Origin of the sequence: Vibrio penaeicida, assembly GCF_019977755.1 — a bacterium.
GTDB classification, from domain to species: domain Bacteria; phylum Pseudomonadota; class Gammaproteobacteria; order Enterobacterales; family Vibrionaceae; genus Vibrio; species Vibrio penaeicida.
This window is the reverse complement of sequence record NZ_AP025144.1, coordinates 1725704-1752540: the sequence shown is the minus strand read 5'-3', so window position 1 is coordinate 1752540 and position 26837 is coordinate 1725704. Positions and strand designations below refer to the sequence as shown.

The window sequence follows — 26837 nt, the reverse complement described above, 5'->3', positions numbered from 1 at the left end:
GCCTGTTCGTTATTTTTATGAGTTGAACAGTGCGCCAGCAGCTTCACGTTATTGGATTGTGTACGACTATGTTTTGTCGGCGAACAACTCGTCGAGTTTGTCCTCATAGTCGTGGTAATTTAGGTGTTGATATAACTCTTTTCGGGTTTGCATTTGGTCAACCAATGCTTCTTGGTTGCCTTCATGTAATAGATGGGAATAGACCATTTCTGCGGCTTTATTCATGGCGCGGAAGGCGCTGAGAGGGTAAAGCACCATATCCACAGAATGCTCCGCAAGCTCTTCTCCCTTATAAAGCGGTGTTTGTCCAAATTCGGTTATATTGGCCAGTATTGGCACCTTGTAGCCAAAATGGTGCGTTAGTGCATCAGACAGCCTTTGGTATTGATTCAGTTCGACAAAAGCTTCCGGGAACAGCATGTCAGCACCCGACTCAACGTACGCAATACAGCGTTCTATGGCACTCTCCATGCCTTCTACAGCCAACGCGTCCGTTCTCGCCATCAATACAAAATCGCTGTCGCTTTTTGCATCCACAGCCGCTTTAATTCGGTCGGTCATTTCTTGCGTGGATACGATGGCTTTATTTGGTCGGTGACCGCATCGTTTTTGAGCGACTTGGTCTTCCATATGAACTGCTGCTGCGCCGGCTTTCTCTATCGATTTAACGGTACGAGCGATATTAAATGCCCCGCCAAAACCGGTATCGATATCCACCAACAAAGGCAAATCGCAAGCGTTGGTGACTCGCTCCACATCCACCAGCACATCATTGAGTGTGGTGATACCAAGATCGGGTAAACCATAAGAAGCATTGGCAATGCCACCGCCAGACAAATAAATCGCCTGATGACCGGTATTTTTTGCCATCATGGCGCAATACGCATTGATGGTACCGACAATTTGCAGTGGATGATGATTTTCTACCGCTAAGCAAAACTTCTTCCCTGGTGAGACCTTACTTGCCGTCATGCGTCACTCTCCTGTTGAATTTGTTGTTCGATAAGCTGGCGGCTGCACGAGATGTGTCTTCTCATCAACATTTCCGCTAACTCTTCGTCTCGATTTTGAATGGCTTTGAGTATGAATTTATGTTCTTCCAGCGCTTGCTCGGGGCGAGAATGCGAGCGTGGAGACTGATATCGATACATTCGAAGTAGGTGATACAACTCATCGCATAATAAGGTGACCAGCTTGCTGTTTCGGCTGGCTTTAATAATTCGGTAATGGAAGTCGAAATCACCGTGTTGGTGGAAGTAAGAAGAACCCTCTACCTGTTCGATATGATCTGAATGTGTCGACAATAACTGACTCAACCCTTCGATTTCTTCATCGGTGATGTATCTCGCTGCTAACCTCGCCGCCATACCTTCTAAAGCTTCACGCACGGCATATAATTCAGATAGGTGAGTTAACGATATTTCGATAACGCGGGCACCAACATGCGGGATCCGTTCAATCAGCCCAAGTCCTTCTAGGCGCATTATCGCTTCTCTTAACGGCCCTCGGCTTACATTAAATCGTTTTGCTAACTCTGGCTCAGAGATTTTGCTTCCGGGAATGATGTGCCCTTCCACAATCGCTTCTACCAAGCTACTGGTGAGGTTTTCTGATTTTGTCGCTTCTTTCTCAGGTGTGACTACAGACATCGACTCGCTCTACATTGTCAACAATATTTAAGATTTGATCATAATTTAGTCACAAAAATCTAATAGATCAACATAATTGTCGACAATTTAGACTAATGTCTAGCCTCTTCACCTTCCGTGAACAATATGAACTTAATTCACTTTTTGTTTTTTATTCTTTTTAAGTCCTCTATCTGGGCTTTCACACCTCAGCACACTAAGTTAACAACCAGCACCAAATAGCAACATAAACATAACAAATGGGCTCATCTATGAATAAGCTCAACGACATAAGGAACGTGACATGATTAAGGTACTGAAACCCACATTAGCGGCTGCGGTAATTGCTGCTAGCTTTTCTTTCAGCGCATTTGCCGCTGACATGGAAAAGATTCACTTTTTAATCCCCGGCGGCGCTGGTGGCGGTTGGGATATGACCGCTCGTGGTACTGGTGATGCGTTAGTTAAATCTGACATTGTCGACAAAGTTTCATTCCAAAACCTTTCTGGTGGCGGCGGTGGTAAAGCAATCGCACACCTTATCGAAACAGCAAAGCGCCAAGAAGACACACTCATGGTGAATTCAACGCCCATCGTTGTCCGTTCCCTAACGGGTATTTTCCCCCAATCTTTCCGTGACTTAACGCCAGTTGCAGCGACCATTGCTGATTACGGCGCAATCGTTACATCCGTCGATTCTAAGTACAACACATGGCAAGAAGTCGTAGAGGATTTCAAAGAAAACCCACGTAAAGTAAAAATTGCAGGTGGATCGGCTCGTGGCAGCATGGATCACCTTGTAGTGGCAGCCGCGTTTAAAGGTGAAGGTTTCGACGCCAAAGCCGTGCGCTATATCGCTTACGATGCAGGCGGTAAAGCAATGGCTGCCTTACTTTCTGGTGAAACGCCGCTTCTTTCTACTGGTCTTGGTGAAGTGTTAGAGATGTCTAGAAGTGGTCAAGTAAAAATATTGGCAGTGACCGCACCTAAGCGCCTTCCAGCTGCTCCTGAAATTCCGACACTCGTTGAAACAGGAAATAACACCGTATTCGCTAACTGGCGTGGCTTCTTCGCTGCACCTGATACCCCACAGGCGAAAATTGATGAATACAACAATGCGTTATCTAAGATGTACACCACTAAAGAGTGGGCAACGGTTAGAAACCGCAACGGTTGGATTGACAACTACAAGCCAGACCAAGATTTCTACAAGTTCCTTGAGGAACAAGAAGAAACAATGGGCGCACTAATGCGTGAGCTTGGTTTCCTTAAGTAAAAGTTTGACCAATTCTGTGTGTTTGATCTGCTCGACTCACTAGAATTGGTCTGCCCCTTTGCTGTGTGCGCTGTAAAACGCCAAACTCCTTTGTTTATTTAGTTATCCCTCAGTGACGCTGCCTTAAACGGCATCTTCACAACTAAATTGATTAACTGAGCGTACACGGCTTTTTTCCTTCCATTTAGAACAAAGGAATGAAGATATGTCTGTTAAGCCCACCAACTTATTTTGTCGTGACCGCGTGGGCGCGATGATATTTCTCGTCGTCTGCTTATGTTACGGCTATCAAACCACGCAAATCCCTCTATTCCCAGGGGATGAATACGAACCCTTTACTGCTCGAACACTCCCAACATTACTTACCGTCGTCGGCGTTATTCTTTCTTTGATGCTGCTTGTAACTGCTCGCCCTGATGAAGAAAACGGTTCGCTGCTGGGTTTCGACTGGAAATTGCTCATCGGCTTTTTGATATTAATGGCAATGTACGGCGTTGGGCTCACTTACGTTGGCTTTGTATTAGCAACGGGGTTCTTCTTAATGATCGGGTTCTACATGCTTGGAGAGCGTAAGAAATCTATCTTATTTGGCGCTTCTTTCCCGTTTGTTATCGCTTTCTATTTACTACTGACTCAGGGTTTAGATATCTATCTAGAACCCGGTATTTTGTTCTCTATCTGGTAGGAGATTGACATGTTAGATGGAATATTAGCGGGTCTATCTACCGCCGTAATGCCGATGAATATCATGATGGTGATCGTCGGTTGTTTTGTAGGAACCTTTATTGGCATGTTGCCGGGATTAGGTCCTATTTCTGCAATCGCATTGATGATCCCCATCAGCTATGGTTTAGACCCAGCTTCTGGTCTTATTCTTATGGCCGGTGTTTATTATGGTGCTGTCTTTGGTGGATCCACATCCTCTATTTTAATCAACGCTCCGGGCTGCTCTTCAACGGTTGTTACCGCATTTGATGGCTACCCAATGGCACAAAAAGGTCAGGCTGGTAAGGCTCTGGCACTCGCCGCTTACTCATCGTTTACTGGTGGTACGCTATCAGCAATTATGCTTTTGGTTGCCGCTCCTGCTCTAGCAAGCGTGTCTTTGAGCTTTCAGTCTTCAGACTATTTCGCTTTAATGCTTCTTGGTTTGTCTGCGGTAGCTGCCTTTGCAGGTAAAGGCCAAGTATTGAAAGCTTGGATGATGACGATTCTGGGATTAATGCTATCTACAGTTGGTATCGATAAAGGTGTTGGTGTAGAACGCTTTACGTTTGGTTTGACGGATCTCATGGACGGCTTTAGCTTCCTACTGCTTGCTATGGCGACGTTCGCCCTAGGTGAAACATTAATGGGGATTTTGAAACCGCAACAAGATACTCGAGGCGATGAAAGCAACAAGCTCAATAATTTAGGTAGCATGAAGGTAACAAAAGAAGAAGTGAAAGAGGTCGCTCCTGTTTCTCTACGTTCTTCTGTCCTTGGCTTCTTTACTGGCGTGCTTCCAGGCGCGGGCGCAACAATTGCTGCATTCCTAAGTTATGGTATGGAACGTAACTTGGCACCAAAAGAGAAACGCGAAGAATTTGGTAAAGGTAGCATCCGAGGTTTGGTTGCGCCTGAGTCGGCGAATAATGCAGCATCTAGCGGCTCGTTTGTTCCCCTTCTTACTTTGGGTATTCCGGGCTCAGGAACTACCGCCATCATGCTTGGTGCCCTGATTGCTTACGGCATTCAGCCAGGTCCTCGCCTGTTTGTGGATCATCCAGACGTATTCTGGTCGGTTATCATCTCCATGTACTTTGGTAACATTGTATTGGTTATCTTAAATCTACCGCTGATCCCATATATCTCGAAGCTACTTATGGTGCCTCGCACCGTACTTCTTCCAATGATTTTGTTCTTCTCAATCACTGGGGTGTACTTGGTATCGTTCAATACGATGGATGTGTTCATCATGTTGCTTGTCGCCATGGCAGCGATTGCGCTTAGGTTGGCTAATTTCCCCCTCGCCCCATTATTACTCGGATTTATTCTGGGCGGGCTGATGGAAGAAAACCTTCGCCGAGCCTTAATGATCAGCGACGGTGAACTGAGCTTTTTATGGGAAAGACCTATAACGGGAGTATTCGGTGCGCTGGCTGTTGCTGTCCTTCTAAGCCCTATAATTGCTAAGCTTTTTGGATATTTAAAGCAACGCAATTCAGCAAACCCGAGTCACCAAGATTAGATTTAGCAATCGAAAGTTATTCGAAATAAATACAAACCAAAAGGCTTCTGGAAAACCAGAAGCCTTTTTATTTTTGAAGGAGTTAGGTTATTTAATTTTTCCGAAATCGACCTTCAAGTAACGAGTAAAATCGCTATGACGAACTTCACGGCCTAAAGAAGGAAATTCTGATCTTGTCCACCAGAAAGCTTCCATGCCCATGTCGTAATCGAGCGCATTAGAGTGGAAACGAACGGTAACGGGCTTGTTGAAGTTTTTGTCGATTTCCCAGAAAACATATCCCGGTATCGCCGTATCTCCACCCCATGCTGGAGGGAATGGCTCATCAGTGCGATAAATACGCCAATCGGCACCCGCGTAAAACCAGTTGTACCAATTTTTCTTCCATAGTGTGTACAGCTGCCATTTATTACCGGCATTACCACCACTACGAGTGATACCAGAATGCCCGTAAGACACAGATTGCTGTGGCGGCGTAATGGAAATACTAGGGGCGCCGGCAGAACCTGAAACAGAGAACGACGGTCCAATAGGAACTGATACACTGGTTGCTGCCGACACGGCTTCAGGTCCTGAACGTCTTAGGAAGAAAGCGTTATCTGGGTTGTAGCTCAATTCACACGCTCGCCCAGCTTCTGGAACCAAACAGATTTCAAAATTCAGTTTATCAAGCAAGCGATAAGCTTTGGATTGAATACCGCCCGTTTGTTCGTGGTAAGGTTTTTGATTGTTGTTTCGGGTTAAACCTTGCCCTGCCCACTGGGTGGCTAAATACTTGTGACCAGAAGCATCGCGATACGCAACCACTTCGACTTTAGTATTGATGGTACGGCGACCATTAACAGAGTAGATTATTTCTTCGCTATTCAAACAAGTACCGTCTTCTACCTGCCAACGTGTTTTCAGCACTGAACACAAATTAGACGGCGTAAAAAACTCAGCGTGTACTGGCGCAGAAGTAAACGTAGATGCCCCGACCATCCCAAGCATTGAAACAGTGATTAAAGAGCGAAGATTGATTGTCTTTGTCATTATTTATCTCCTCTGCTTGATTGGTCTTTAAAAAATGCGCTTAGCTGTTCTTGAATGATGTTATTAGACGTATTTGCAAAGCTTAAGCTGTTAGAAGACTCTTCGTTTCTAAGTGTCATGCGCTTTGCAAAATTGCCATCGATAGGGAAAAGTACAACGACATCACCTTCCGATCCGATTCCGGTTAACTCTAAAGACAATTCTTCAACGTTGTTTTGTATGACAATGGGGAGATTTTTCTCTTTTGCCATTTTTATCAAAGGGCTAGATACCGCGAGGCTAGAGTCGACATGGTTACCATTGATCATAAGCAAGACGTTATCTGCATTAAAATCGACGGCTGAAAGACCTTCAACTACTGTGTATTCACTGCTTAGTAGATTCAGAAGTGCTGCGTCGCTCGAATTAACGTCACCAAGAGATAAACTGGTGTTTGCGGCGGATGCAAATCCACTCATGATGGCCATGCAGGCACCTAGATATTTCACGTTTATATTTTTCATTATTTTTCCTTGTAGGGTTGGAAACTGACAACCCATACAGCGTTATTTATAGGGTCATCATTAACCCCTTTGTAACCCCCAGAAAGAACACTAAACAAGCAAAACACTCTACATTTTATAAAATATTGGAATTGTATTATCAGATTTAGTAATTAGAAATTTTTGCTGATTGACACATGGCTACTTTTACCTTTAGAAATAAACGTTTATGTCATGTAGTATGTATGTATGTGATATTGCTTCTAAATACAGTGAGATTGAAAGTGATATACGTAGTATGGAGTGAATAAAACGACAAAAAGCCTCGTGATAATAACGAGGCTTCCTGATTCAAATACTATTCAAATACTATTCAAATACTATTCAAATTTTAAAGGCTAGGTTTATTCAATACGAGCTCATCAATCACGCATTTCAGCCTTTTTTTCAATATCGCTAGGCACACTTAATTCCCAACGTTTCAACTCTTTCTTACTGAATATAAATGACCCTTTTTTCGGTGTCGTTATCGTCGGCATTTCTCCAGAAGCTACAAACTGATTAATAAGTTTTGCTACTTCTATTCCTTGTTCAAGGGCACTGATACTTAGCCCCCCTATTGCCTTTCCTTTACCGACGGAATATGACCAAAAAGCAAACACGGGAATGGGAGAATTTTCACTTGTCCAAGAACTTACTTCATCCAATGAGTAGTGTTTGCCAGATTTATCTTTAAGAGCAGCATAATTGGCAATGATAATGGCATCGTAACCTTGTTGTTTGGTTTCTAAAATATTACTTTCCCAGCTTTCGTAATTCTGAATCAAGCTAGTATGAACGGTAATACCATTGATGCTTTGAGAAAGTTTATTATTGAACGAGGTTTCGAGAATGGCATGAGACGTAGCAGCACCATCCATTAATACACGAATTTTAGCGACGTCGGGTAACACTTTACTGATCATATATACGGAGCGCTTCATCAGCGGTCGCTCTAACACGCCAGAAATACTTGGAGTAATTGGTACATAATTCCGAGGGTTGGCATTGATGCCTAAAAAGAAAGTGGGAATATTGTTTTCTATTAAACGAGGACCTAGGTATTTGAGGGCATTATCGTCAGAAACCACCACAATGTCTGGGTCGTGCTGTTGGATAAACTCCCACGCTTCATCAGCTATCGCTGGGAACTGGTTCGCTGGCTTGCGTTTGGTATCCATTTGGAAATTATGAACGTTCATATCCCCAATTTCGCTGTGAAAGCCTTCTCTATACTCCGCAACCCAGGGATATTCAAAATGGTAGCTATGAATAAAAACAAGTTCTTTAGCAATGCTATTACTTGCAAATAGCATGGTCATTAGCAGCAAAAAAATTTTTCTCATAAGAAAGCCCTAACACATTGTCTTATCCAAGTTTAGACAATTTGTTAGGACCTGCTAATTTTCGTTTAAAGCTCTTATCAGAAATTGATTAACGGAAGATTCTGCGATAAGTGCGTTCAGGTCGCCCCACAGACCCGTAATGAACATCCGCTTCAATTTCACCGGAACTAATTAAATACTCAAGGTAACGCCTTGCCGTTGTTCGGCTTGCACCAATTTTAATGCCAGCTTCGTCGGCGGTGAATTGTGAATCCCCCCCAAAAAGCTGGCGGATCTTATCGAGTGTTACACCATCAATACCTTTGGGTAATCGGTTTGTTGAAGGCTCTTGCGACGTTGATGCTTGCAACATTTTATCGACCAGTTTCTGGTCCAAATCCGATACGGTTTCCAGCTCTTGTTTCTGCGCTTGATATTTTTTTAACGCCGCTTCAAGTCGTGAAAAAATGACAGGCTTCAATAAGTAATCCACCACCCCACCTCGCATGGCTTCTTGCAGCGTATCAACATCGCGTGCTGCGGTTACCAAAATCACATCGCAGTGCTGTTTTTGTTGCCGTACTTGACTGAGGATTTCAAGCCCATTTCCATCTGGTAGGTAGACATCAAGTATCACAAGATCCGGTTGAAGCAGATCCAACTGCATTTCCGCTTCAGATTGGGAGGTGGCGATCGCGACCACATCAAACCCACCAATCTGATTAAGATATCTGTGATGTACTTCAGCGATACCTTCATCGTCCTCGATGATCATCACTTTTGTACTTGCCACCATTATTTCTTTTCCTTTGGTATATACACCGTTGCTCTTACTCCTTGAGTCGGTCCGTTTCCAATATCCAGCTGACCGCCATATTGCTTAACCAAATTATCAACAAGGTATAGCCCAACACCTCGATTGTTTTTCGCCTTACTTGAAACACCTTTCTCTACAAGTTTGGCTACATCAATGTCACTTGGCAAACCGCAACCGCTGTCTTCTACTTCTAAAATAATTTCTGTACCGTAATCGCTGATAGAAACAAAAATGTGGTTATTGGGCATTTTCCCGCGCTCTACGATCATTGCGTCGAATGCGTTATCAATTAAATTACCCAAAATTGTCACGAGGTCTTCAGCATTCACGTTGGTTGGTAGTGGTTCTAATCGTGTGCCGTTATCAATTTCCAAAACCAACCCAATCTCACGTGCACGTTCAGTTTTTCCCAGCAATAAACCGGCGACTAATGGGTCTTTCACTGTTTCTCGTATAAAACCAATCAGCGCTTGATAGTGCGCGGTCTCTTGCCCTATCAGCTTCTGCACTTCTTCCGATTCACCCAGTTGCACCAGCCCGCTTATCGTATTGAGCTTGTTCCGGTGTTCATGGGTTTGAGAACGAAGCATATCGGCGTATTCGCGCGTTTGTGAAAGCTGTTTTGTCAGTTCGGTTATTTCATCACGACGACGAAAGCTCGACACCGCCCCAACCACTTCTCCCTTTACGATAATTGGATTGCGGTTGGCGACTATTCGCTGATCATTCAAATAAAGATCAATATCATGCTGAGGCTCTTTGGTGGAAAGAATGCCAATCAAGTCACTGTCTGGCAGAACCTCTTTCATTGGCATGTTCATCACACTGCCGCGCTTAATTTTAAGAATGTCACATGCACTGCGATTGATTGATCGGATCAGCCCTTTGTTATCTATGCTGATAACCCCCTCTTTTATCGTACTCATCGTGACATCAAGCTCGACATACAACCGAGCGATTTCTTCTGGCTCGAAGCCTAAAATTGCTTTCTGAAAACGCCTTGATGCGTAATTAGACAAAACAGCGTTGGCAATCACCACCAGCAGCGCCATCGCAATGAGAAAGGCAAGATATGGCTCAATTCTATCTTGCAGGCTATCCAATAAATAACCCACTGAAACAACGCCAATAATATTGCCATCGCGATCAAATATCGGGGTTTTACCGCGGACCGACTTGCCCAGCGAACCTTCAGCATAGGAAACGTAAGATTGCCCTAATTCCAGCGCCCTAACATTATCTCCCCCTTTCATTGGCTGCCCGACGCGCTCGCTCACGGGGTGAATCAATCGAATGCCTTCTTTATTGCCGATCACAATAAAAGTTGCCCCGATCAAATCCGTCAACTCTTTAAATTCTTGTGGGAGCAGCCCCACCTCTTCCGTGGTTACCATATCGACGACCGATTGGGACTGAGCCAAAAACTGGGCGATTCCGAGTGCTTTGTAACCCATTTCTTCTTGCTGGGAATGTTTAATGTAAGCAAATCCGGCTGCCGTCAAAATCAACAGCTCGATCAAGCCAGACAATGTCATGATTATCAATAGCCTGCGGCGAAAACTCAGATTCTTCCAACTTAACAATGTCATTCCCCTTTATTCTGAGCTCGGAACATAACAAAAAAGAAACATTTCTTCCGTTAGGCGTCGCAAAAAATTGACTCCTTTATCAAAAAGACTCGGTTGCACAGTCATTTTTTAGAGTATAAACTCTACTTTCAATTTTCAGCGGTCAGTTAATGATGAAAAAGAGACCTTTTGCCTTTCTTTTGGGGACACTGATTACCCTACCCTTTTCCGCGCAATCTCAACCAGTTAGCTTTGATCAGGCGTGGCAAATCGTGCAGCAACAAAGCGACGCCTTATCGGCTTCTCGAGCCAATCTTCAGCGTTACCAACACCTTCAAGCATCGAAAGACAGTTTAAACTTACCCAAAGTTACCCTTTCTGCTAACTACACTCGCTTAGATGACGATGTGACATTATCGGCTGGACAAGTCGCAGAGAGTTCTAATGTCGACCTATCGGGCTTAGGTCATATGTTGCCCCCAAGTGTTATTCAAAGCCTAGCAGGTGCGAGTTCCACTATTACCGAGAAAGACATTTTTTCATCGTCTATCCGCGCCATTTGGCCGATATTCACAGGCGGAAGAATTACAGCGGCTCAAGAAATAGCGAAAGGTCAAACTGAAGAAGCGCGAAGCCAACTTGAAATGGAAAGGCAGGCAAAATTTGAGGACCTGACCAAGTTTTATTTCAGTGTCGTCCTTGCCAAAAAAGTGGTTGAAACAAGACACGCCGTTGAGGATGGATTAGAAAAACACCGCAACTTCGCTTTGAAAATGGAAAAACAAGGGCAAATCGCTAAGGTAGAACGCTTACAAGCCGAAGCCTCGTTAGATAAAGCCAAAGTCGATCGGAAAAAAGCAGAGCGTGATTTGGACATCGCAAAAACCGCATTAGCCAAAATGCTCAATGTAAAAGACGTTCAGTTGCAAAGCGCTTTATTCATTAACGATAGCCTACCGCCAATGTCGGCTTTTGTTGATCAAACCTTAAATACCTACCCGGGTTTACAATTGCTCGACGCCAAGGAGCAACAAGCCAGCAATTTTGTGAAAGCAGAAGACGGGAAATACTTCCCGAATGTTTACCTATATGGCGATTACACCGTATATGAACACGACAGCTTGGCAAGCCAAATGAAGCCAGACTGGCTCGTGGGTGTCGGAGTCAGTATTCCACTTATCGACTCTTCTGGTCGCTCTGACCGCTCTCAGGCTGCTCATAGCGCCGTTCAACAAGTTCAACATTTAAAGGCACAAGCGCAAAAAGACTTACAAGTGTTAGTGGAGAAAACCTATTTAGAAGCCGAGCAAGCCAAGGAAGAAGTCAATGGGCTCACCTCTAGCTTAAACCTAGCTTCAGAAAACCTTAAGCTTCGCCAACGTGCGTTTTCGCAAGGTTTATCTAACTCATTAGAAGTCGTCGATGCTCAGCTTTATTTAGCCAGCATAAAAACGCAGCAACATGCCGCACGTTTCAACTACCTTATCGCACTGAATAAACTGCTCGCACTGAGCAATGAAATGACCACTTTCCATCAATACGAACATAGAGCCAATCTGGAGACTCAATCATGAAATCAAACCTATTAAAACCTGTTTTCGCTGGCGTCGTCGCCTTAGGTTTAGGTGGATGGCTGATTCACAGTTTCAACGCGGCCTATGAAGAACAGCCCCTGCGCCTTCAAGGGCAAATCGAAGCGCAGCAATACAATATTTCATCCAAAGTCGCTGGTCGTATCGACAAAGTATTGGTTCGAAAAGGCGATGAGATTCAAAATGGTGATCTTATCTTCACCATCTACAGCCCAGAGTTAGACGCCAAGTTAGAACAAGCGGTGGCGAGTAAAGAAGCGGCCGGCGCACTGGCTCAAGAAGCAGAAAAAGGCGCACGCGATCAGCAAATTCAAGCATCCAAAGATCAGTGGCAAAAAGCCAAAGCCGCATCAGACTTGATGGAAAAAACCTATAACCGTATTAACAACCTATACAAAGATGGTGTTGTCGCGGAACAAAAACGTGATGAGGCATTAACTCAGTGGCAAGCCGCTAAATACACGGAAAGTGCCGCATACCAAATGTATGAAATGGCGAATGAAGGCGCACGCGATGAAACCAAACGCGCTGCTGCGGAGAAAGCCAGAATGGCCGCCGGTGCCGTTGCTGAAGTCGAAGCCTTTGCCGCCGACACTAAAATCCGAAGCTGGTTTAAAGGTGAGGTATCACAAGTTCTACTAAGCCCAGGTGAATTAGCACCTCAAGGGTTCCCTGTTGTAACCGTATTGGATATGGAAGATGCTTGGGCTGTGTTCAATGTTCGTGAAGATTTACTGAGTAAATTTTCTAAAGGCAGTGAGTTTTCGGCGTGGGTTCCAGCGATCGAACAACACGTTACCTTCAAAGTTTCTCACGTATCCGTAATGGGTGATTTCGCAACGTGGCGCTCTACCGACTCTTCTCAGGGTTTTGATATGAGAACATTTGAAGTTGAAGCGCGCCCAACCAAGCCAACAGAAGGGCTTCGTATGGGCATGAGTGTCGTTATAGAGAGTTTATAATCCATGATTCAATCTTCATCGGATTCAGGGCAACGCTTGTTTTCCGAGCAACGCTTGGGCTCTGGACAATGCCTAATAGTGAAAGCAGACAAATGGCTTTTGCCTGCTTTAACGTGGATTCCTATTCTGGTTGCGGTGATCATTTGGGGTGTGTTCAATCAAGGTCTCGCAAGAGATATGGCGATTGGTATTGTCGATCACGACCACACTCAGTTTTCACGCGAGCTTGTACGTCATTACGATGCCTCCCCAAGCCTTGATGTACAAAGCCATTACACCAATACACTATCGGCTAAAGAGGCGCTTCAGTCTGGCGAGATCTATGCCTACATAGTGATACCATCAAACAGCTTCAAGCATGTTTTGCAGAGCAAGCCACCGCAAATTTCGGCATTTACGAACACGCAATACATACTTATCGGTCGATTAATCAATTCCGCATTGTTGCAAGCTCAAGGGACGTTTAATGCAAAACTTGAAGCGGGAAAAGTACTGCTAGGAGGCGATACAACGCCTGTGCAAGCTTTAGGGCAAGCGGTACCAGTGCGAAGCCAAATCACGCCTCTGTTTAACAGCAATACCAACTATTCGCAGTTTCTTCTTGGCGCTGTGGTACCTGCCATATGGCAAATTGCCATTGTGGTTGGCACCGTGATGGCATTAGCCGCGAACTTGCGTTTGAGAGGCAAAGAGCAGTGGTTCAAGGGCGCACCTATCTTAAACGTGTTTCGAACACTTGCGCCATACTCTTTAGTATTTGTCGCCCAAGGCTTATTGATGCTTTTCTGGTTTTACATTGGACTGGGCTGGCCATTTCATGGCGACATCGCCATTTTATTGCTTGCACAGGTATTGATGGTTATTGCCTGTATGATCATGGGAAGCGTATTTTTCTTTTTGAGTCTGGATGCCACGCGAGCCATGAGTTTCGCTGGCGCATTCACCGCCCCCAGCTTCGCGTTTATGGGGATCACTTTTCCCGTTACAGAAATGAATGGTATTGCACAAGCTTGGCGCGCTATGTTGCCTGTTAGCCACTACATTGAAGCTCAAGTTTACCAGTCTAACTACGGGGCAACTTGGGCAGACACGTTGAACACACTTATACCAATGGCGGGTTACATTGTGCCTTTCATACTGATGTTATTGCTGATTCGTAAGAACAGTGTTTCGGCTAAGGCGGTAACCTCATGAGCACTCAATGGTTATTTCCTCAGTCTCTTTGGCAAGAATTACGCGCTATTGTGAAGCATCCAGCGATTGTTTTAACGGTGTTTGGTGGCACTCTGTTTTACTCTTTCCTATATCCACTCCCCTATGCTAACCAAGTGGCTCAGGAACAAACCGTCGCGGTGGTTAACTTAGACAAAAGCCAAACCAGTTATCAGCTCGAACGCATGGTCGATGCGACACCCCAAGTCACCATTACCCATCGAGTACACGCCATAGAAGACGCAAAATCGTTGTTTTTGTCGCAACAGGTAAGCGGCATTTTGGTGATCCCAGAGCACTTTTATCGGGATCTCATGCTAGGCAAAAGCCCCGTGCTGTCTTACGCTGGCGACGCATCATACTTTTTGGTTTATGGTGCGGTTGTTGAAGGTCTGGCACAAGCATCGGGGACTTTGGCGGCGAAAGCAAAAGTGGTAAAACTGCTTGCCGATGGCATGCCACTAGCGAAAGCCAGTGAACTGTATTCACCAGTGCACTTAAACATTAAACCCACGTTTAATCCCGAAATGGGTTACGTCGACTATGTCGTCCCCGCTGTCTTTGTACTCATACTTCATCAAACATTGATCATGGGTGCAGGTCTTCTGACTGCGCACCAGAAGAAAACAAATACCCCATCAGCGTATTGGCATAAAATGTCGCCATTAAGCCTCGTAAGCCATCGCGTTTTTGTGTTCGGCGTTTTATATCTTGCTCTCAGTTTGTATTACTTCGGATTCAGTTTTGATTTCTACGAGATCAATAGGCTAGCCAGCATACCCAACTTGTTCGCTTTGCTTATCCCCTTCTTAATAAGCACTGGCGCAGTTGGTATTGTATTGGGCAGCCTATTGCCGAGAACGGAGCTGGTTACGTTAATTGTGCTGGTGAGTTCAATGCCACTGATTTTCACCGCTGGGTTTATATGGCCGGTTGAAAGCTTGCCACAACCTCTGATTTGGATAGCAAATGCACTGCCGAGTACGCCAGCTATTCAAGGCTTCTTAAAACTCAATCAAATGGGCGCACAGCTTTGGCAAATTAAAGACGTGGTCACACAGCTTTGGGTGCTTGCGTTTATCTGGTTTGGTATCGCTTGGATTCGGATGCGTAATTCGGATACGGAAAGTCCAGCCCGATAAAAATGCCTATAAAAAACAAACCCCGCCAACAACATTGGCAGGGTTTGTTTTCGAATCAGTTTTCTTTTCAAATCAAACTAGCTTTGCGCGAGAAAGATCAGTTACCTAACCCCAGCCCTTCAGACAGCGCTTTGATTTGTTCAAGATCCAGTTTATGAACCTCAATCATTTGTGCGATTTGGCTGAGTTTAGAATTCACGTCGTCACTCTTATCACACGAATCTGAAGACGCATCCCAAGATGTGCCTGCCAAAAACTCGTCACACTCTTTACTGAGTTTTTCCTTCTGAGGCAGCAGCTCTTTCTGTTCTTTAAGCAACCCGTCTAACTCTTGTCGGATAGCCATTTCACGCTGAAATACTTCTCTTGAACGTTCAAACACAGAGGCTTGTAAATCGGCTTGTCGATTGAGTCTTTGGTTTGATATACCCAAATCTTCAAGTTGTGAGCCTTGTTGGGCAATCAACGCTTCTTGCTCTAGGTTCACCTTTTCAAGCTCTGTCACCGTCGTCTGTAGCTGTTGAAGTTGTGCTTGGAACTTCGCATTCAGTTCATTTGCTTGCTGAATCAATGCCGACTCAATCGCTTTAGCTGAGTCGACTTCATAGGCACTTAATGTTTGTTGAAGCTGTACATTTTCACCAGCCAACGTTTGAGTTTCTTTATCTTGAGATAGGTAGGCATCCTGCCAACTGCTTTGCGTAACTACGGCACCAACCAGTCCACCAATCGCTAGCCCTAATATGGCCGCAACTGTGATGTAGATGTAAGAGGATTTGTTACGCTCTTCAATAATGACGACTTCTTCCTGATCGTCATCGCGTTCGTCTTGGATATTATTGTCTACCATTCTTTAGCTCCAACGTCAGTTGATCAATTCCATGGTCATAACTGACACAACGTAGATTACAAACCCAATTATTGATGCAAGAATGACGCCTTTTTGCAGTTTTTCGTTGGTTCGATAACGAAAAAGTAGCACGGCGATGGCAATAAGCACCCCAATTGCAATTAGTCTGGTCATAACTTCCTCCTGTTCAGTTAGTTATACCACTTTTTTGAGCTTAGAGCGTAAACACTATGTCCGAAATATCACCGTCTGAAAGCAGAGTAAGGTGTGATCGTTTGAAATGTAATCGAAAAGGCAAAAGTGAAGCGGGCACATCAAGTCCCACCTCACTTTAAATGACTAGGTGAAGACGTTAAATCACTAGCCCCCCATCAATTTTTAACACCTGCCCCGTAATAAAACTGGCTTTATCGCTGGCTAGAAACTCCACTCCATTGGTAATGTCTTCTGGTTTACCCATTCGACCTAGTGGCGTTTTTGCTTTCATCATATCCAATACTTTTTCTGGTAAATCCGCCGTCATCGGCGTTTCTACAAAGCCTGGAGCTACACAGTTTGCTCTCACTTGCGCACCTTTGCGTGCAAACTCTTTCGCCCACCCTTTCGTCATGGCTATCACGCCACCTTTGGTTGCGGCGTAGTTGGTTTGACCAATGTTGCCATCTGTTCCGACAACCGACGACATCGTCACAATGGATCCGTAGTCATTTTCAATCATTATTGGTGCAATCGCTTGGGTGAGGTTGAATACCCCTTTTAAATTCACATCAATGACTTGATCCCAATCTTGCTCTGTCATTCTGTCTATCAAGCCATCCCGCGTGATACCAGCATTGTTCACAAGTACGTCGATTCGACCAAACTCTGATTTAATGTCGTTCACCAGTGCTGCTATTGCTTCTCGGTCGCATATATTGACCGTAACGGCTTGTACATTCTCATGACTTGAAAAGGCTTCGTTCAGCACTTGTTCGTTCATATCAAGGGCATAAACTTTCGTTGCACCTTGCTCAGAAAACCGTTTGACAACCGCTTTACCAATACCTTGGGCGGCACCGGTTACAACACATATTTTATTGTTAAACATTGAGTGTCCTCTAGTGGGCTATTTAATACGCATTTCACCGTCTGGCGTTGGTTTGGGCTTAAAGTCCGACGTGAAAACAGCGCGTTCCATGTTTTTACTGCTGAATTAATAATAGGTTTAATCCACATTAGTGCTAGTCGGCTTCGGTCAAGATTTCATTACAACTTGATTTCCATCATTTCTTTCCTCACTAATCGTTTGCTTTGCTTGATATTTGCGCAAACAGATTTTCCGCTACTGACATCGTCCTTTTCTTTTTGTACGATGCGCAGCTTAAAGTCGAAAGACTTTTGTTCCAGTGAAGACAGCAGGAGAGAGGTTTTACTCTAACTTTTCAATTTAAGTGAGTATAACCCGCCGAAGAAGTAAATCTTTCAGGTGCTAAATTCCAGATTTTCAATCTTGAATTGGCGAGGACTGTTGTTGGAGGAACCTCTGGAGAGAACCGTTAAATCGGTCGCCGAAGGAGCAAGCTTCTCTATCAAGTGATCTAAAGATTACTTGGTTATACAGAAGTGAAACTCTCAGGCAAAAGGACAGAGGAGTGAAAGGCAACCATTTCAACCAAACCTTTTGGTGAATAACCCATTTTGGGATCTGCTCTTGTGAGTAGACGCCCCCTTTCTCTCTTCTCCTTATGTTTTATTAATTAAGGGGAAACCATGCAAGAACTGCATTCCATTTTACTGACCATCGATAACTTGGTCTGGGGACCACCGCTACTGATCCTGCTAGTAGGAACAGGCGTCTATTTCACATTCAAACTGAACATTCTTCAATTTCGCTATTTACCCAAGGCGTTAAAAATGGTGTTTAGCAAAGATACGGGCTCTGGTGACGTATCTAGCTTTGCTGCGCTGTGCACCGCTTTATCGGCCACCATCGGCACCGGTAATATTGTGGGTGTCGCAACAGCCATAAAATTAGGCGGACCGGGCGCGTTGTTTTGGATGTGGTTGGCTGCCGTGTTTGGAATGGCAACAAAATACGCAGAGTGTCTACTCGCTGTAAAATACCGTCAAAAAGACAGTAACGGCCAGATGGTTGGCGGTCCTATGTATTATTTGCGTGATGGCGTGGGATCTAAGTTTTTAGCGACAATGTTCGCCATATTTGCGCTGGGCGTTGCCTGTTTTGGAATCGGCACATTCCCACAAGTGAATGCGATTTTAGACGCTTCTCAGCTTTCATTTGGCTTGCCAAGAGAAATAGCAGCCGTTGTACTTACCCTACTCGTTGCGTTTGTGACTTTGGGTGGCATTCAATCCATTGCTCGCGTAGCGGGTAAAGTCGTTCCTTCCATGGCATTACTCTACATTGGTGCTTGTGTCAGCGTATTACTGATGAATGCAAACCAAGTAATACCGGCTATTCAGCTTGTTCTAGAATCAGCGTTTACAAATACTGCAGCAACTGGCGGCTTTTTAGGCGCAAGCATCATGTTGGCTATTCAATCTGGTATCGCTCGCGGTGTCTTTTCAAACGAGTCGGGCTTAGGAAGTGCACCAATTGCAGCGGCAGCAGCCAAAACAGATTCCTGTGTCAAGCAAGGTCTGATCTCGATGACAGGTACCTTCTTCGACACGATCATCATCTGCACAATGACAGGGTTAACGCTTATTTTGACGGGTGCTTGGCAAGGCGATCTCGCTGGCGCAGAGATGACAACATCAGCATTCGCCATGGGGCTTAGCTCCGACACTTTCGGACCAATGTTGGTGTCGATTGGGCTTATCTTTTTTGCTTTCACCACGATTTTAGGCTGGAACTATTATGGCGAGCGCTGTGTGGTGTACCTAATGGGTACTAAAGCCGTATTGCCCTACAAAATAGTATTTGTTGTGCTGGTTGCTTCTGGTGCCTTCTTGAAGCTGGACATGATTTGGCTGATTGCCGATATTGTGAACGGGCTGATGGCAATACCTAACTTAATAGGGCTCATCGCTTTAAGGCATGTGGTTGTGGAAGAAACCAAACTCTTCTTTGAAAAAATGTCTGATTCCCCCAATTTGATTACAGAACATCAAAACTAAATTCTAGCCCGGATTGAATCTGGGCTTATTTTTTCCGGAATAATAATTCTTGAATAAATCATTTTAAAATTTAGTTAGATCTTATAAAAATTTCTCATTATCTTATTCTCTATACCGAATGGGGAATAGATTATGAATACGCATCCATTTAGAAGTGAACAAGTAAAATCAGAATACTTACAGCATTACCAATCAGTATTAGATTTATGGCCAACACCGTATGAAGAAAAGGATATTAATACCTCTTACGGTACCACTCATGTTCGTATTAATGGTCCTATTGATGCGCCACCCTTGTTTTTATTCCATGGTGCTGGAACATGCTCTCTTCAATGGCTGTTAAATATCGAAGAGTTATCTAAACACTTTAGAACCTACGCCATGGATGGCGTGATCAACCTTGGTTGTGTCGGTAGAAGCGTACCAAGCCAACCAATTCTTGATGAAAGTAATGCTGTTCAATGGGTAGATGAGTTACTGGATGGGCTCAATGTTCATACTGCAATTAACCTTGTAGGATCCAGCTACGGTGGATGGCTTGCCAGTCATTACACGTTAAAAAGGCAAGATAACATCAGGAAATTACTATTAATCGCGCCTGCTGGTACTTTGAGCCCTTTCAATGGCAGTTACTCGTTTAAAAGCCTGCTCATTCACTTCTTTCCATTTCATCGGGTATACCAATGGTATTTTAAATGGGTATTTAAAAACTTATACAAAAACGACATTGATTTTTTTGACAAAGTTATTAAAGACTTTATTCTTTCATCAAAAAGCTTTATTCCAATAAACCCAAGTCAACTACCTAAAATAAAACCCTTAACTGATAATGAATTAATATCACTCACAAAATCGGTAAAAATCATTATGGGAGATTCCGATGTTGTGTATTCTCCAATGGATACATCAAAACGAGTGAGAACATTAAATAGCGCCATTGAAATAGAAGAATTAGAAAACACAGGGCATGATTTATTGCTCACTCACACTGATTATATCAATGCTTCGATGGTTAGCTATTTTCAAAACGATTAATGGAAAAATTCGACGAGAGCCTTAACTCTGGTCGACAAGCAGCTTCACGCCTAAGCCGATTAAGACAGCGCCAGTTGCGCCCTCTACCGCTTTTAAAAATGTGTCGCTGCTCAAGAGTTCCTTGGCTTTATTGACCATAACCACTAAGCCACCCTGCCAAACCATGGCAATAACAAAGTGTATTCCTGCCATAAACATGGATTGGGCGACGGCGCTACCTTGAGGGTCAATAAATTGTGGTAAGAATGCCAAGTAAAAAACTGCGGTTTTAGGGTTCAGTACATTAGAAAGAAAGCCTTCTCGTAACACTGCCAAACGGGTGATACCCGACACGTTTTCTATTTCGCTGGGCAAGGAAGTGCGAGCTTGAAACAAAGAGCGAATTGAACCAATTCCCAACCAAATAAGATAGCCTGCCCCTACAAGCTTGAGTACCATAAACCACTCAGCGGATTGCAATAAAATCGCAGAAATACCGATCGCTGAAAACGTCGCATGAACAAACAAACCACAACAAATCCCAACACTGGTTAACAGCCCATGCTGCGTACCCGAGCGGCTTGTGTTTCTGACTATAACAGCAGTATCCAGACCCGGTGTTAATGTAAGAATCGTAATCGCAACTAAAAAGGCTTCAATGTTCAGTATTTGCATGACTTTTCCATAAAAATTCAACGACATTGAATTTATACCGCAAATCGCGCTCAGTCCCAAATTTTGAGCATTTTGGCTCAGCTCACAGGACAATAATTATTTACCATTTCGCCCGATGATTTGAGGCTAAAGCCTTGCTATAGTTGGCGTCAACAATAACAAGCCCCTATGTAACAAGGACAACCATGAGTTACTACGACAAGTTGGTAAAACACAATAAAAAAATTTCTCGCTTTGAGCACCTAGAGGCAATCTGTGGCTGGGACGCAGCAGCCGTTATGCCCGCTGGTGGCAGTGAAGCACGTTCTGAAGCATTAGCCGAGCTTTCGGTACACCTGCATCAGCTTTCCAATAAGCCAGAATTAGCGGAGTGGTTTGATAAAGCAGAATCTGAATCCTTATCTGCGGACGAAACAGCTAGCCTAGCTGAAATGAAACGCGTTTGGCAGCAAGAAACCGTCTTACCTGAAGAACTGGTAGAAGCCAAATCATTAGCAGGTTCAAAGTGTGAGCACGCATGGCGTACGCAACGTGGCGAAAACGACTGGGAAGGATTTGAAAAAAACTGGGCTGAAGTGGTTAAACTTTCTCAGGAAGAAGCGCAGATCCGTGCTGAAGCGACAGGGAAAACACCTTACGATGCCATGCTAGACCTCTACGAGCCGGGTGTATCAACGGAATCACTGGAGTCCGTGTTCAGCAACGTAAAAACATGGCTTCCAGACTTGATCAACCAAGTCATCGACAAGCAGACTAAAGAAGACATTATCATGCCAACTGGCACATACAGTGCAGCAGACCAAAAAGCACTTGGGCTGGATGTAATGAAGCTTCTGCAATTTGATTTCAACCATGGTCGTTTAGATGAAAGTACCCATCCATTTTGCGGCGGTGTACCAACGGATGTTCGCCTTACAACTCGTTACGATGAAAACGACTTTATCCAATCTATGATGGGCACCGTGCACGAAACGGGTCACGCACGCTACGAGCAAGGTCTGCCTAAGAAATTTGCAGGTTTACCAGTAGGTGAAGCTCGGTCAATGGGAATCCACGAGTCACAGTCTCTCTTTTTTGAAATGCAGATTGGTCGCAGCACGCCATTCATTCAGATTTTGGCAGACAAAGCGCGTAAACAATTCCAGCGTAACGACGATCCTACTTTCTCAGCGGAGAATTTCCACAAGCTGTACACCCGTGTTGAAAAAGGGTTTATTCGCGTGGATGCCGATGAACTGACCTACCCTGCACACGTGATTCTTCGCTACGAAATCGAACGTGATTTGATGAATGGCAAAATCAAACACACCGACGTGCCAGAGCTTTGGGCAGAGAAAATGCAAGCTTACCTGGGCTTGGATACTCGCGGTAACTTCACCAATGGCTGTATGCAAGACATTCACTGGACAGATGGTGCTTTTGGTTACTTCCCAAGTTACACATTAGGTGCCATGTACGCGGCTCAGATGATGGCAAGCATGAAGCAAAGTGTCGATGTAGAAGGCGCTATTGCTAGCGAAGACCTATCGCCAATCTTCACGTGGCTGGAAGAAAAAGTATGGAGCCAAGGCTGCTTGCACACCACCGACGATTTGGTGAAGCGTGCAACAGGTGAAGTGCTGAATGCGGATCACTTCAGAGCACACCTAGAAGGGCGTTATTTGTAATCGAAAAGAGCTGTAATCGAAAAGAGCCGCAATCGCGGCTCTTTTTGTTTCAATAGTCACTAATTCATTCATTGATTTCAAATCAACATCCAGCGCGTTCAAACCTATTTCAAAGACAATAGAGGCAGCATATATCTGCTGCCTCTTAACGACTTTTTGTTATTAGAAGTCGATTGGCGTGATAGTCCCTGTATTGTTACTAACTGGTTTCGCCGTCGCAAAATCCAACGGACCACTTGCAGAATCCAAAACAACAGGTGCATCGGGCATTGAAGTTTCATCTAGGAAGTTGGGCGCATTTCGTGGTGTCGTGTTAATTTTATAAACGTTAATACTATCCGGAAGTGAGAGACTACCGTTGACCATTGGTACATCCACGGGCTCGATATGAGCATAAGTATTATCGTCAATCATGAGAGTGCCACTCATAAGAAACAGATCTGGGTTGGACGGATCTTTTTGGTGGTAAACCGCATTGGCTAGGAAGTCGTTCAGATCACGTGTCTTTAAAAGGATATTTGATTTGACGTCTTGATAGTCTGCGTGTTGCATCGTATTGGTAAAGTACTTTTCTACCTGAGCAGGATTCCCTCCGGAAACTCGGTCCATACATTTTCTTACTCCATTATCCATATCAAATGAATGATTTATCATAATGTTGTAGCAAAGTTTATGTGCAAGAGTAATGTTATAAATCTTGCGAGACCTTTTCTGCTTTAACCAAGGCTTACCATTTTTAATTACCAACCCATAATTTCCAGAGTAGAAGTCTTTTGGCATTACTCTGTCAAAAACGACTTCGTTGTTCCCATTTACCACTGCCAAACTACCTACTTCTTTAGCAACGGAAAAACACGCTTCCTCTCCGTGACCAATTTCTACAGCTTCTGGATTACGTGTATTAATAGAAAGCGGAGTAACATAATCTGAAATATAAACACGGATAGACCTATTATTTACATTATCTGTGTTTGCTATACAGAAATTGTCCTGTCTAAAACTTGGTGGGACCTCACAAACGTTTTCATTCCTGTCATAACTTGTATTTGATTTACATTCTGCATCAATTGCCATCTCAACAAAAATTGTTGTAAGTTTGTCAACAACACCCAATACAGCTCCAAAAGCGCCAGCTTTACCAGAAACAAAGTTCACTTTATACGGAGTGAAATTACTGGTATAAGCGCCTACATTGGCAACAAATCCACCAGCTTTATTTACCGCTCTGATTGTCGTTGCAGTAGCGGTTTCTTCCACAGGCTTTTGAGCATAAGTTACTCCTGAGAAAATAAGACCAGAACATAGTAGAGATAATGTTATTTTATTTAATTTATCTTTCATTTTATTTCCTTGGATAATTAAAATCTAAATAAACCAACGGGAGTTAATTTAGAATTCGATTTATATTTAATTAATTTATTTGAGCTTCATCGCTCAAGAAAAACACTAATGATAAATTTATTAAAATAAAACTACGATTATTTTTTCAATGACTAAACTTCAAAAAAACAACATCAAAGGTTACTATTGATAGAATTATTTTTAGATGCATATTCCAAAAAAGCTAGATAAACCAAAGTACTAGAGTATTAGGCAGAGGTCATCTAATCTCCCCCCCCCCCTCACCTAAACCTCTGCCGATATTGAGTTGGCGACATCCCTTTGTATTTCTTAAACAATCGATTGAAGTTGGAGCGGTTGGTATAACCCACATTTTCCGCAATTAGACTTATGGGCTGCGATGTGGTGGTGAGTAATTGGGAGGCGTGATTTAACCTGAGTTTCATCAAGTAAGAGGTGTAACTTTCATTAAAATGTTGAATAAACCAACGGTGAATGGTGTTTTCACTTACGTACATGTAGTCCGCAAGGTTTTTAAGCGTAATATCTGATGCGTAATGATTGTCGATGTATTTGCACACTTGCTCAATTTTACTGTAGTTGGCGTTCGTTTTTTCCTTTTCCCCTTCTGACAAATACGAAAGCAAAGTGGTATGGGATTGATCTGCGCATAACTCTCCCAGAACCTGCATCAATACGGCAAGCTGCCCAATAGGAGTCAGGTGATTAAAATTATCGAGATGTTGAAAAACCTTTTCAGCGGTGTCGGTGGAAAACCGAACCCCCTTGCTGGCACTCTTAATAACTGGTCCTAACTGCCTAAGTTCGACGCAGCTGTACATCAGTTTGGCAATCCATTCTTCTCGAAACCAGATAACGTGAGTTTCACATGGGTTTTGTTCATTAGAATTTATCGATTCAAAGCTGTGCGCAATACCCGGTCCAATTAACAACAGTTCGTTGTGCTCTATCTCGCCTTCAAAGTGCCCAACTCTCGATTTCCCCTGAAAGTTTCTGTGTAAAACGAGTTCAAACTCCTGATGTGCATGCCAATATTCTGGCTTCGTCACCTCTTCAAACATCTTATAGCGCCAAGACCAACCGACGCGTTGAGGGACTTTTTGTATCGTTGCTTTCATCAAAAATCGTCTCCCTGTTTGCTTACTATGGTCGTGAATTTGTAAATGTCGTGACTGTACAGTGATAACACGCACAATCGATATTAATCAAGAAAAGTATCAATAGTCGATAGCTTAGTATCAATTACACCATTTTGCGGTGATACGGTAGTTAAGTCAGCACAGTTAAGGAGGTGACACAATATGTCCGAATATCTTCATTGCTTAATGCCCAAATTGACTTCCGTTATCGAATCAAACCAAGAGGCGCTGTCTCAAGCGACGGCGTTATTTGCTCAAGCCATTGTGAAAGACAACATGATACAAGTCTTAGGAACAGGTCATTCTCATATGATTGGTTTGGAAGGATTCATTCGTGCTGGCGGCCTTGGCAACATCAACGCAGTTTTGGATTCTGTGTTACTCACAAACGATGGCGCACTTCGTGGCTCCGCCATGGAGAAACTGCCGGGGCTGGCTGAGGTCATTTGGGACGACCAAAACATATCCCCCAATGATGTTGTCATGGTTATCTCCAACTCAGGACGAAACGCTCTGCCAATTGAATTTGCTCAACTGGCAAAAAGTAAAGGTCACCCCGTTATCGCGATAACCTCGGTAGAACAATCATCTAAATACGAAAGCCGCCATAGTTCTGGATTGAAATTAATGGACATCGCAGACATCGTCATTGATAACCATGTACCTCCTGGTGATGGGCTTTGCAATATAAATGGCAAAGTGACTGGTGCTTTTTCTAGTATATCTGGAATGCTCATTATGAATACGCTTGTGGTGGAGGCACAAAAAGAAGCGCTTAAACAAGGTGTCACCCCACTTATATTCTCAAGTCAGAATGTGGATGGTTTCGACAACGATTATGTGTATAAGCATTTTGGCTCTCGATTGAAATCGATGTAAATAAAAACTCATAACGGTCATACATATTAAACACAGAAAATATCGTTGTAGGCCGAGGAATATTAATATGGAAATAGAAGCATCCATCGGAAATATAGAATCTCTTTATAATGCCATTGCGGGTGGTGCCACTCGAATTGAACTTTGTTCGGCATTAGCGCTTGGGGGATTAACACCCAGTTATGGATTTATGCAGCAAGCAGGGAAAATATCCACCGTACCTGTCTATGCCATTATTCGCCCTCGACAAGGGGACTTCTTTTATAGCGAAGAAGAAATAGACATCATGATGTTCGATATAAAGTGCGCTAAACAAGCGGGTTTACAAGGTGTTGTACTTGGAGCGTTAACATCTACGGGGCATATTCATATGCAGCATGCGAGAAAGCTTTGTGACTACGCCCATAAACTGAAGCTTGGCGTTACCTTTCATCGCGCATTCGACCAATGCAATAACGCTGAGAAAGGGTTAGAAGACGTTATTGACCTAGGCTGTGAACGCGTTTTAACGTCAGGGCTCGCCGCTGCCGCACCGCTGGGCACGATCACGCTAGCGAAGCTCGTTCAACAAGCAGGAACACGTATCTCAATCATGGCGGGAGCTGGGGTAAACGCAGGCAATGCAAGAGCACTTGTAGACAAAACCAAAGTGCAAGAGCTGCACCTTTCAGGCAAAACGACTCGTCCAACGAAAATGGTGTACACCTCGCAATACAGCAAAATGGGTGCAGATAATATTGATGACTATCAAATCCCTGTCACCGATAAAAATGCCATTGCTGAACTGGTGAATATGTTCAGACCGTAATATTCGCTAGCCGTGCAG

At 43.9% G+C, this 26837-nt stretch carries 25 protein-coding genes and 1 riboswitch; of the genes, 12 read left to right on the top strand and 13 right to left on the bottom strand.

Going from position 1 to position 26837, the window contains the following annotated elements; translation table 11 throughout:
* Positions 1–66 precede the first annotated feature (66 nt).
* Both prpB and LDO37_RS08045 read right to left on the bottom strand, forming a co-directional pair.
* Positions 67–972: a methylisocitrate lyase gene (prpB, locus tag LDO37_RS08050; protein WP_126608320.1), complete on the bottom strand. Its 906-nt coding sequence runs from the start codon at positions 970–972 to the stop codon at positions 67–69.
* Entirely contained in the window at positions 969–1649 is a 681-nt protein-coding gene (locus LDO37_RS08045; protein ID WP_126608319.1) for a GntR family transcriptional regulator, read from the bottom strand. Before LDO37_RS08045 ends, prpB begins: the two co-directional genes overlap by 4 nt.
* A 283-nt stretch (positions 1650–1932) precedes the next feature.
* Here LDO37_RS08045 and LDO37_RS08040 point away from each other — a divergent pair, with 283 nt between their 5' ends.
* The 3 genes from LDO37_RS08040 (at position 1933) to LDO37_RS08030 (ending at position 5134) form a co-directional block, all read left to right on the top strand.
* Positions 1933–2904, top strand: coding sequence for a tripartite tricarboxylate transporter substrate binding protein (locus LDO37_RS08040; RefSeq protein WP_126608318.1), 972 nt, complete (start codon positions 1933–1935; stop codon positions 2902–2904).
* 205 nt (positions 2905–3109) lie between these two features.
* A complete protein-coding gene (locus LDO37_RS08035; protein WP_126608317.1) occupies positions 3110–3589 on the top strand; it encodes a tripartite tricarboxylate transporter TctB family protein in 480 nt (159 codons plus the stop codon).
* A gap of 9 nt (positions 3590–3598) precedes the next feature.
* Complete coding sequence (locus tag LDO37_RS08030) at positions 3599–5134, top strand: tripartite tricarboxylate transporter permease (RefSeq protein ID WP_126608316.1); 1536 nt, start codon at positions 3599–3601, stop codon at positions 5132–5134.
* Between the two features lie 87 nt (positions 5135–5221).
* Here LDO37_RS08030 and LDO37_RS08025 read toward each other — a convergent pair whose 3' ends face one another.
* From LDO37_RS08025 to LDO37_RS08005, 5 genes are all read right to left on the bottom strand, one after another.
* On the bottom strand, positions 5222–6166 hold the full coding sequence (locus LDO37_RS08025; RefSeq protein ID WP_224055402.1) for a hypothetical protein: 945 nt from the start codon (positions 6164–6166) through the stop codon (positions 5222–5224).
* Positions 6166–6669 carry a hypothetical protein gene (locus LDO37_RS08020; protein WP_126608314.1) on the bottom strand — a complete coding sequence of 168 codons (504 nt, stop codon included), beginning with the start codon at positions 6667–6669 and terminating at the stop codon, positions 6166–6168. The genes LDO37_RS08025 and LDO37_RS08020 overlap by 1 nt, the downstream gene beginning before the upstream one ends.
* 401 nt (positions 6670–7070) lie before the next feature.
* A complete protein-coding gene (locus LDO37_RS08015) occupies positions 7071–8033 on the bottom strand; it encodes an ABC transporter substrate-binding protein (RefSeq protein WP_126607077.1) in 963 nt (320 codons plus the stop codon).
* An 88-nt stretch (positions 8034–8121) separates the two neighbouring features.
* Positions 8122–8808 (bottom strand): response regulator, encoded by a 687-nt coding sequence (locus LDO37_RS08010; RefSeq protein ID WP_126607076.1) that lies wholly within the window; start codon positions 8806–8808, stop codon positions 8122–8124.
* Positions 8808–10364, bottom strand: a complete 1557-nt coding sequence (locus tag LDO37_RS08005; RefSeq protein ID WP_224056061.1) for an ATP-binding protein — start codon at positions 10362–10364, stop codon at positions 8808–8810. The genes LDO37_RS08010 and LDO37_RS08005 overlap by 1 nt, the downstream gene beginning before the upstream one ends.
* A 206-nt stretch (positions 10365–10570) precedes the next feature.
* Between LDO37_RS08005 and LDO37_RS08000 the strand changes: the two genes are divergently transcribed.
* The 4 genes from LDO37_RS08000 to LDO37_RS07985 are packed head-to-tail and all read left to right on the top strand — an operon-like array spanning position 10571 to position 15305.
* Entirely contained in the window at positions 10571–11971 is a 1401-nt protein-coding gene (locus LDO37_RS08000) for a TolC family protein (RefSeq protein ID WP_126610045.1), read from the top strand.
* Positions 11968–12951 carry an HlyD family secretion protein gene (locus tag LDO37_RS07995; protein WP_126610044.1) on the top strand — a complete coding sequence of 328 codons (984 nt, stop codon included), beginning with the start codon at positions 11968–11970 and terminating at the stop codon, positions 12949–12951. Before LDO37_RS08000 ends, LDO37_RS07995 begins: the two co-directional genes overlap by 4 nt.
* Positions 12952–12954: 3 nt before the next feature.
* Positions 12955–14145, top strand: coding sequence for an ABC transporter permease (locus tag LDO37_RS07990; protein ID WP_126610043.1), 1191 nt, complete (start codon positions 12955–12957; stop codon positions 14143–14145).
* Positions 14142–15305, top strand: coding sequence for an ABC transporter permease (locus LDO37_RS07985; RefSeq protein ID WP_126610042.1), 1164 nt, complete (start codon positions 14142–14144; stop codon positions 15303–15305). The genes LDO37_RS07990 and LDO37_RS07985 overlap by 4 nt, the downstream gene beginning before the upstream one ends.
* 97 nt (positions 15306–15402) lie before the next feature.
* On the opposite strand, the gene LDO37_RS07980 is transcribed toward LDO37_RS07985, so the two are convergent.
* From LDO37_RS07980 to LDO37_RS07970, 3 genes are all read right to left on the bottom strand, one after another.
* Entirely contained in the window at positions 15403–16155 is a 753-nt protein-coding gene (locus tag LDO37_RS07980; protein WP_126610041.1) for a chromosome partitioning protein ParA, read from the bottom strand.
* Between the two features lie 15 nt (positions 16156–16170).
* Complete coding sequence (locus tag LDO37_RS07975; RefSeq protein WP_167404709.1) at positions 16171–16329, bottom strand: hypothetical protein; 159 nt, start codon at positions 16327–16329, stop codon at positions 16171–16173.
* Positions 16330–16507: 178 nt separating this feature from the next.
* Positions 16508–17242 (bottom strand): beta-ketoacyl-ACP reductase, encoded by a 735-nt coding sequence (locus tag LDO37_RS07970; RefSeq protein WP_126610040.1) that lies wholly within the window; start codon positions 17240–17242, stop codon positions 16508–16510.
* Positions 17243–17667: 425 nt separating this feature from the next.
* A riboswitch (glycine riboswitch) is annotated at positions 17668–17792 on the top strand.
* A gap of 112 nt (positions 17793–17904) precedes the next feature.
* On the opposite strand from LDO37_RS07970, the gene LDO37_RS07965 reads away from it, so the two are divergent.
* Entirely contained in the window at positions 17905–19275 is a 1371-nt protein-coding gene (locus LDO37_RS07965) for an alanine/glycine:cation symporter family protein (RefSeq protein WP_126610039.1), read from the top strand.
* Between the two features lie 132 nt (positions 19276–19407).
* Positions 19408–20310, top strand: coding sequence for an alpha/beta fold hydrolase (locus tag LDO37_RS07960; RefSeq protein ID WP_224055401.1), 903 nt, complete (start codon positions 19408–19410; stop codon positions 20308–20310).
* Positions 20311–20331: 21 nt separating this feature from the next.
* On the opposite strand, the gene LDO37_RS07955 is transcribed toward LDO37_RS07960, so the two are convergent.
* The gene (locus tag LDO37_RS07955) at positions 20332–20964 is read right to left on the bottom strand and encodes a LysE family translocator (RefSeq protein WP_126609899.1); all 633 of its coding nucleotides are present in this window, start codon (positions 20962–20964) and stop codon (positions 20332–20334) included.
* 185 nt (positions 20965–21149) lie between these two features.
* On the opposite strand from LDO37_RS07955, the gene LDO37_RS07950 reads away from it, so the two are divergent.
* Positions 21150–22631, top strand: coding sequence for a carboxypeptidase M32 (locus LDO37_RS07950; protein WP_126609898.1), 1482 nt, complete (start codon positions 21150–21152; stop codon positions 22629–22631).
* 162 nt (positions 22632–22793) lie between these two features.
* On the opposite strand, the gene LDO37_RS07945 is transcribed toward LDO37_RS07950, so the two are convergent.
* Together LDO37_RS07945 and LDO37_RS07940 are read right to left on the bottom strand one after the other, a co-directional pair.
* Positions 22794–23972, bottom strand: coding sequence for a hypothetical protein (locus LDO37_RS07945; RefSeq protein WP_224055400.1), 1179 nt, complete (start codon positions 23970–23972; stop codon positions 22794–22796).
* Between the two features lie 281 nt (positions 23973–24253).
* Positions 24254–25111, bottom strand: a complete 858-nt coding sequence (locus LDO37_RS07940; RefSeq protein WP_126610270.1) for an AraC family transcriptional regulator — start codon at positions 25109–25111, stop codon at positions 24254–24256.
* A 183-nt stretch (positions 25112–25294) separates the two neighbouring features.
* Here LDO37_RS07940 and LDO37_RS07935 point away from each other — a divergent pair, with 183 nt between their 5' ends.
* Both LDO37_RS07935 and LDO37_RS07930 read left to right on the top strand, forming a co-directional pair.
* On the top strand, positions 25295–26011 hold the full coding sequence (locus LDO37_RS07935; RefSeq protein WP_126610269.1) for a sugar isomerase domain-containing protein: 717 nt from the start codon (positions 25295–25297) through the stop codon (positions 26009–26011).
* A gap of 61 nt (positions 26012–26072) precedes the next feature.
* Positions 26073–26819: a copper homeostasis protein CutC gene (locus LDO37_RS07930; protein ID WP_126610268.1), complete on the top strand. Its 747-nt coding sequence runs from the start codon at positions 26073–26075 to the stop codon at positions 26817–26819.
* Positions 26820–26837: the final 18 nt, after the last annotated feature.